The organism is Thiemannella venezuelensis (assembly GCF_014203605.1).
Classification (GTDB): Bacteria; Actinomycetota; Actinomycetes; order Streptosporangiales; family Streptosporangiaceae; genus Planomonospora_A; species Planomonospora_A venezuelensis.
On sequence record NZ_JACHJJ010000021.1, the window covers coordinates 137,412 to 144,097 of the forward strand.

At 71.4% G+C, this 6,686-nt stretch carries 5 protein-coding genes; 3 read left to right on the top strand and 2 right to left on the bottom strand.

All coding sequences use genetic code 11. The annotated features are described in order from the left end of the window. Positions 1 to 60 precede the first annotated feature (60 nt). A complete protein-coding gene (locus FHS22_RS26920; protein WP_184946059.1) occupies positions 61 to 720 on the bottom strand; it encodes a nucleotidyltransferase domain-containing protein in 660 nt (219 codons plus the stop codon). 211 nt (positions 721 to 931) lie between these two features. Here FHS22_RS26920 and FHS22_RS26925 point away from each other — a divergent pair, with 211 nt between their 5' ends. Genes FHS22_RS26925 through FHS22_RS26935 form a run of 3 tightly spaced genes read left to right on the top strand, consistent with a single transcriptional unit; the run spans position 932 to position 5,621 of the window. After that, positions 932 to 2,644, top strand: a complete 1,713-nt coding sequence (locus tag FHS22_RS26925) for a glycosyltransferase family 2 protein (protein ID WP_184946064.1) — start codon at positions 932 to 934, stop codon at positions 2,642 to 2,644. Further along, the gene (gene glxA, locus FHS22_RS26930) at positions 2,620 to 4,650 is read left to right on the top strand and encodes a radical copper oxidase GlxA (RefSeq protein ID WP_338047968.1); all 2,031 of its coding nucleotides are present in this window, start codon (positions 2,620 to 2,622) and stop codon (positions 4,648 to 4,650) included. The genes FHS22_RS26925 and glxA overlap by 25 nt, the downstream gene beginning before the upstream one ends. Further along, a complete protein-coding gene (locus FHS22_RS26935) occupies positions 4,647 to 5,621 on the top strand; it encodes a glycoside hydrolase family 6 protein (protein WP_184946066.1) in 975 nt (324 codons plus the stop codon). Before glxA ends, FHS22_RS26935 begins: the two co-directional genes overlap by 4 nt. 228 nt (positions 5,622 to 5,849) lie before the next feature. On the opposite strand, the gene FHS22_RS26940 is transcribed toward FHS22_RS26935, so the two are convergent. Further along, the coding region (locus tag FHS22_RS26940) for a hypothetical protein (RefSeq protein ID WP_184946068.1) at positions 5,850 to 6,686 on the bottom strand (837 nt) is incomplete at its 5' end.

The window sequence follows — 6,686 nt, forward strand, 5'->3', positions numbered from 1 at the left end:
GTGATCATGCTGTGACCGGCGGGCGGCGTGCCCGGGGTGGAAGGGGCGCGGTCACAGCGGTCACAGGAGGGCCTTCCGGACGGAGACCAGGTAGTCGTCGACGGTCCGCCGGTCGGGCGCCGCGGGCAGGGCGCCCGTGTCGCCGAGGTCGTCGAAGGCGGCGGAGAGCTCCGCCCTCCAGCGCTCCACCTCCGCCCAGGACAGCTCGCCCCGCCGCAGCGCCAGCAGCCGGTCGCGGTGCTCGTCCATGCGTACGAGCGGCTCCCCCTCGCGGGCCAGGTGCAGTCCGCTGACCAGCAGTCTGATCATGTGCATGGCCTGCTTCCACTTCGGCCGCCGGGGGTCCAGCCGGCGGAACTGCGCGGCGGCGTAGCCGGTGAAGGTCTGCCGGGCGCGCGCCGACAGGAACGCGCGCCGGATCGAGAGCAGGTCCTCGCCCGCCGGGGCGACGTGCTCCACGAGCGGCGACCACAGGCACTCCAGCACCGTCGGGTTGGCCTCCAGTGCCAGCGCGCAGAACCGCTCGACCTCCCAGGAGAACTGCTCCGGCGCGGGACCCTCGACGTGGGTCGGCGGCTTGTCCAGCCGCCAGAACAGAGGGGTCGGCACGGCGAAGACGCCGCGCCGGTCCACGTCGGACTCCGCGGTCTCCAGCCCGTAGGCGCGGGAGCCGGTCACCACCGACAGGATCAGGTGGTCCGGGACGAAGCGGGTTTCCATCCGTCCACCCTGCCAGCCGTACGTCACCGGCCGGTACGGGTTTTCCGGGCAGGCCGGTACGGCGCCGCTCCCGCGCGACGCGATCTCCCGAAAGGGTAAAAAATGATCAAATAGGTCGTTACCTGCATATTCCCCTATGATGATGCGCCATTGCCAGTTGTTGGTCCTTTTATCATCATTCGGTACATAAGTGAGTGAACGTGATCTTCTGATGCGTACTTCCACCGACGCCAGGGAGATCGGCCGATACGACTACGGGCGCTTCAGCAGGCTCGCCGGGGCCCTGACCGAGCCCGAGCCGGGAGTGCCCTACCGCGTCCGGTACCGCTCGCTGCTGGCGGGCGAGCCGCACCGGGTCCGGGCCGTGCTGCTGATGGTCGCCGCGCTCGTCGTGGAGTTCACCCTGATGGTCTGGCTGCTCCTGCCCGAGCACTGGACGGTCCGCCCCGACCCCTACGGCGGGGTGCCGTGGTACCTGCCCGCGGCCGACCGGGTGATGCTCGTCACGATCGCCCTCATCGAGATCTTCCGCCTGGTCAGCGTGGTCTCCAACGTGCACGCCATGCTCACCGCCCGCGACCCGGTCCCGGTGACGCCCGAGCCCTGCACGCGGGTCGCCTTCATCACCACCTGCGTGCCCGGCAAGGAGCCGCTGGAGATGGTCCGTGCGACCCTGACCGCCGCCACGAAGATCCGCCACGACGGCGTGCTCGACGTCTGGCTGCTCGACGAGGGCGACGACCCCGAGATGAAGGCGCTCTGCCGCGAGCTCGGGACACGCCACTTCTCCCGCAAGGGCGTGCAGGCGTGGAACCGGCCCGCCGGGCCGTACCGTGCCAGGACCAAGCACGGCAACTACAACAGCTGGCTGGCCGAGCACGGCTACGGCTACGACTTCTTCGTCTCCGTCGACACCGACCACGTGCCGCTGCCGGAGTTCTGCGAGCGCATGCTCGGCTACTTCCGCGACCCGCGGGTGGCCTTCGTCGTCGGGCCGCAGGTCTACGGCAACTACGACTCCGAGGTCACCAAGGCGGCCGAGAGCCAGCAGTTCCTGTTCCACTCCCTGATCCAGCGGGCCGGCAACCGCTACGGCGCGCCGATGTTCGTCGGCACCAACAACGCCGTGCGGATCCGCGCGCTCAAGCAGATCGGCGGCCTGTACGACTCGATCACCGAGGACATGGCCACCGGCATCGAGTTCCACCGGGCCCGCGTACCGGAGACCGGGGAGCGGTGGATGTCGGTCTACACCCCCGACGTGCTCGCGGTCGGCGAGGGGCCGTCGTCGTGGACCGACTTCTTCACCCAGCAGCTGCGCTGGAGCCGCGGCACCTACGAGACGCTGCTCACCCAGTTCTGGAAGGCGGCCTTCCGGCTCTCCCCGGGACGCCTGTTCAACTACCTGCTGATGGTGACCTTCTACCCGATGTCCGCACTCAACTGGCTGCTGGCCGGGCTGAGCGCGATCCTGTTCATGACCGTGGGCGGCTCCGGCGTCACCGTGCCCATGGACGTGTGGCTCATGCTGTACGGCGACGCCGCCCTGCTGCAGGTCATGCTCTACACCTGGAACCGGCGGCACAACGTCAGCCCGCACGAGCCGGAGGGCTCCTCCGGGGTGGCGGGCATGGTCATGTCCGCGCTGTCGGCGCCGATCTACGTGGCGTCGCTGGCCGGGGCCGTGCTGCGGCGGCCGAGCAGGTTCGTGGTGACCCCCAAGGGCGACTCCGCCAGCCCCGACCGCGTCGCCACCTTCCGCATCCACCTGTGGTGGGCGGGGATCTTCGGCGGCGGGCTGCTGCTCAGCGTCTTCTGGACCGGCCGCACCCACCTCGTCATGACGCTGTGGGCGGTCCTCGCCCTGGCGATCTGCCTGGGCCCGCTGGGGACCTGGCTGTGGACCACCCGGAGGAGCCGATGAGCCGCCTGCGCAAGAACCTGGCCGCCGCCGCCGTGGTGGGGGTGATCGTCGCGGTCAACCTGCCCGCCGTCTCCGGTTTCGCGAGCCGGGCCTGGCACGACTTCCGGATCAACCAGGACGACTACAAGGCGCGCAACGGCCACTGGCGGTTCCTGGACGTCCCCGCGGAGTTCAAGGTCAACGCCATCCACGCGGCGCTGCTGCGCACCGGCAAGGTGCTGATCATCGCGGGCTCCGGCAACAACGCCGCCGGCTTCGCCGAGGGCACCTTCAAGACCATCCTCTGGGACCCCGCCAAGGAGGGGCGGCCGGGGGAGTTCGCGCATGTGGACACGCCGGTGGACTTCTTCTGCGCCGGCCACGTCCAACTGCCCGACGGCAAGCTCCTGGTCGCCGGCGGGACGCTCCGCTTCGAGGTGCTGGCGGACAAGGTCGAGCGGGCCGGCGGGGCGCTGGTGGTGAAGAACGAGGACCCCGACGCCAGACCCAGGCACCTGCACCCCGGCACCGTGGTCACCGCCCCGGACGGGCGGCTCTACCGGACCACCGCGCACATCACGGTCCCGCCCGCCCGGAAGATCGAGACCGGTGTGCCGGGGAAGGTCCGCGTCGTGCCCAGCGAGACGAAGGTCTTCGCCGAAGCCCTGGTCGAGGGCGCCGGCGGCGTGTTCACCCCCGCCGGGGGCATGGCCAAATACGAGATCCGGGGACTGAGGGGCAGGGAGAGGCGCAACCTGTACGCCATGGGCGGCGCCATGACCCTGGTCAAGCAGGACTTCCAGGGCATCAGGGACGCCTACGAGTTCGACCCCGTCACCGAGCGCTACATCAAGGTCAGGGACATGCGGGAGGGCCGCTGGTACCCGACCCTGACCGCGCTGCCCGACGGCAGGGTGATGACGGTCTCCGGCCTCGACACCGTGGGCCAGGTCACCCGGGACAACGAGATCTACGACCCACGGCGGAAGGTCTGGCTGAAGGGGCCCAGGAAGTTCTTCCCCACCTACCCGGCGCTGTTCCTGCTGGCCGACGACACCCTCTTCTTCTCCGGGATGAGCGCCGGGTACGGCCCCGGCCAGCTGGAGCTGCGCCCCCCGGGCATCTGGGACTACAGGGCCGACACCGACCGGATCGTGCGTACTCCCACGGGCGACGCACCCGACGAGAAGGAGGCCTTCACCCCCGTCCCCGGCCTGCCCGAGCCCGAGCTCAACGAGACGGGCGCCTCGGTGCTGCTGCCCCCGGCGCAGGACCAGCGGGTCATGGTGATGGGCGGCGGCCCCGTCGGCGAGGGCGAGCCGGGGGAGAAGACCGCCACCGACCGGACCGCCATCATCGACCTCACCCGGCCCTCGCCCCGCTACGAGCGGGGTCCCGACCTGTCCCACCCCGTCCGCTACCCCTCGGCCGTCCTGCTCCCCGACGACACCGTGTTCTCCTTCAACGGGTCCGGCGACTACCGGGGCCGGGGCGCCAGCGACGTGCTGCGCGCGGAGATCTACCGCCCGGAGACCAACAGCTTCCACGAGGCCGCCACCCCCGCCGTGGGCCGCAACTACCACGCCGAGGGGCTGCTGCTGCCGGACGGCCGCGTGCTCAGCATGGGCTCCGACCCGCTCTTCTCCGACAAGGACGGGTCGGTCCCCGGTGTCTTCGACCAGCGTGTCGAGATCTACACCCCGCCCTACCTGCACAACGGCGAGCAGCGGCCGGTCATCACCGGTGGGCCGCAGGAGCTCCTGCCGGGCCACCGGTTCGGCTTCAAGACGCCCGACACCGGCCGCATCCGGGAGATGCGGCTGATGCGGCCCAGCGCCGTGACCCACGTCACGGACGTCGAGCAGCGCTCCGTCAAGCTCGACTTCAGGGCCGCCAGGACCGGTGTGATCGTCACGGTGCCGCGGAACCCCGCTCTCGTCCCGCCCGGCTGGTACATGCTGTTCGCGGTGACGGAGAACGGGACCCCGTCGCAGGCCCGCTGGGTGCACGTCCAGGGAGCACGATGAACGGGTACGGCCTGGCCGCCGCGGCCCTCGCGTTCGCCCTCGCGACCGCCTCGTGCTCCGGCGGCCAGCCGCCCCCGGGCGGTTCCGGCGGGACGCGGTTCTACGTGGACCCGGAGAGCGCGGCCGCCCGGGAGGCCCGCACGCTGCAGGAGCAGGGCAGGTCCGCCGACGCGGCGCTGATCCGCAGGATCGCCGACCGGCCGAACGCGATCTGGATCGGTGACGCCGACCCCCGCGACCGGGTGGAGCGGATCACCGCCGCGGCCGAGCAGGCCGGCCGGGTCCCCGTCCTGGTGGCCTACCACATCCCCGACCGGGACTGCGGGCGGTTCTCGGCCGGCGGCGCCGGCGGGGCGGACGAGTACCGGACGTGGATCGCGCGCTTCGCCGAAGGCCTCGGCGACCGGCCCGCCTGGGTCGTCGTGGAGCCCGACGCGCTGGCCCACGTCCTGGACTCCTGCACCCGGGGCGGCCGGGCGGACGAGCGCCTGGACCTGCTCCGGCACGCGGTGACGACGCTGAAGCGGCGGCCCGCCGCCCGGGTCTACCTCGACGCGGGCAACGCCGGATGGGTCCGGGACCCGGCGGCCTGGGCCGGGCCGATGAGACGGGCGGGGGCGGCCGAGGCCGACGGCTTCGCCTTCAACGTCAGCAACTTCTTCACCGTGGAGGAGAGCGTCGCCGTCGCCGACCGGCTCTCCGCCGCGCTCGGCGGCGCCCACTACGTGATCGACACCTCGCGCAACGGCCGCGGACGGCTGCCCGGGGCGACGGGTGACGAGGCCTGGTGCAACCCGCGCGGGCGGGCACTGGGCGCGGAGCCGACGACCGCGACCGGGCGGGAACGGGTGGACGCCTTCCTGTGGGTCAAGCGTCCGGGGGAGTCCGATGGCGAGTGCCACCGGGGGGAGCCCGGAGCGGGTGACTGGTTCCCGGACCGTGCCCTCGAACTCGCCCGCAACGCTCGGTAGCGGTCGGTCCGCTGCGTGGGGCCTGCCCCTTGCTGCGCGGGCGAGCCGGAGCAGTGATCCGCGGGCGTCAGCGCCTCGTCCGGCGGACGCCGCCGCCGACCGCCTCGCCGGGCTGCTGGAAGGCCGGGCACCTGTGCAGGGTGGTCTTCTCGCTGCGTTCCCGGTTCGGATGACGAAGTGATGTGCCCGGCCTCCAGCGAGGAGGCCGGGCACATCATGCCAATGGCGTCAGGCCAGCGGGATCGCGTCCAGGACGCGGGTGGGAATCACCTGCACCCCGCTGGACCGGCTCGCTGGCGTTCTGCGCCCGCCGTTGATCAGCCATACCGCCGCCGAGTCGGGCGACTTGACGTAGGTGCCGTCGGCGATGTCGGTCGTCAGGCCGTCCCATACGCGGGCCGGGATGACCTGCCGGAGTTTGCCGCCGTAGCCGGCGGCCTGCAACTCGGCCATGGTGTGGAAGTCGACCCGGGCCTTTCCCACGACGGCCGCCTCGGACGTGGCGCCGGCCTTCGCGATGCGCGTGCCGTCGGCGATCTGTTTGGTCAGGCCGTCCCAGACGCGGGCCGGGATGACCTGGCGCGGTTCGTCTTTGTAGCCGGAGGCGATGAGTTCGTCCATGGTGTGGAACTCGACCTTGGCTCCGCCGACGATCGCCGCTTCGGACGTGGCGCCGGCCTTCGCGATGCGCGTCCCATCACCGATCTGTGTCGGCAGCGCGTCCCAGACCCGGCCTGGCACGATCTGCATGGGCTTGTCGGCGTAGCCTGCCTGGGTGAGTTCGTCCATGCTGATGAAGGGGATCTTCGCGCCGCCGACGATCGCGGCCTGGCTGGAGGAGTCGGCGTCCTTGATGCGCGTCCCATCACCGATCTGCGTCGGCAGCGCGTCCCAGACCCGGCCTGGCACGATCTGCATGGGCTTGTCGGCGTAGCCTGCCTGGGTGAGTTCGTCCATGCTGTTGAACGCGATCTTCGCGCCGCCGACGATCGCGGCCTGGCTGGAGGAGTCGGCGTCCTTGATGCGCGTCCCATCACCGATCTGCGTCGGCAGCGCGTCCCAGAC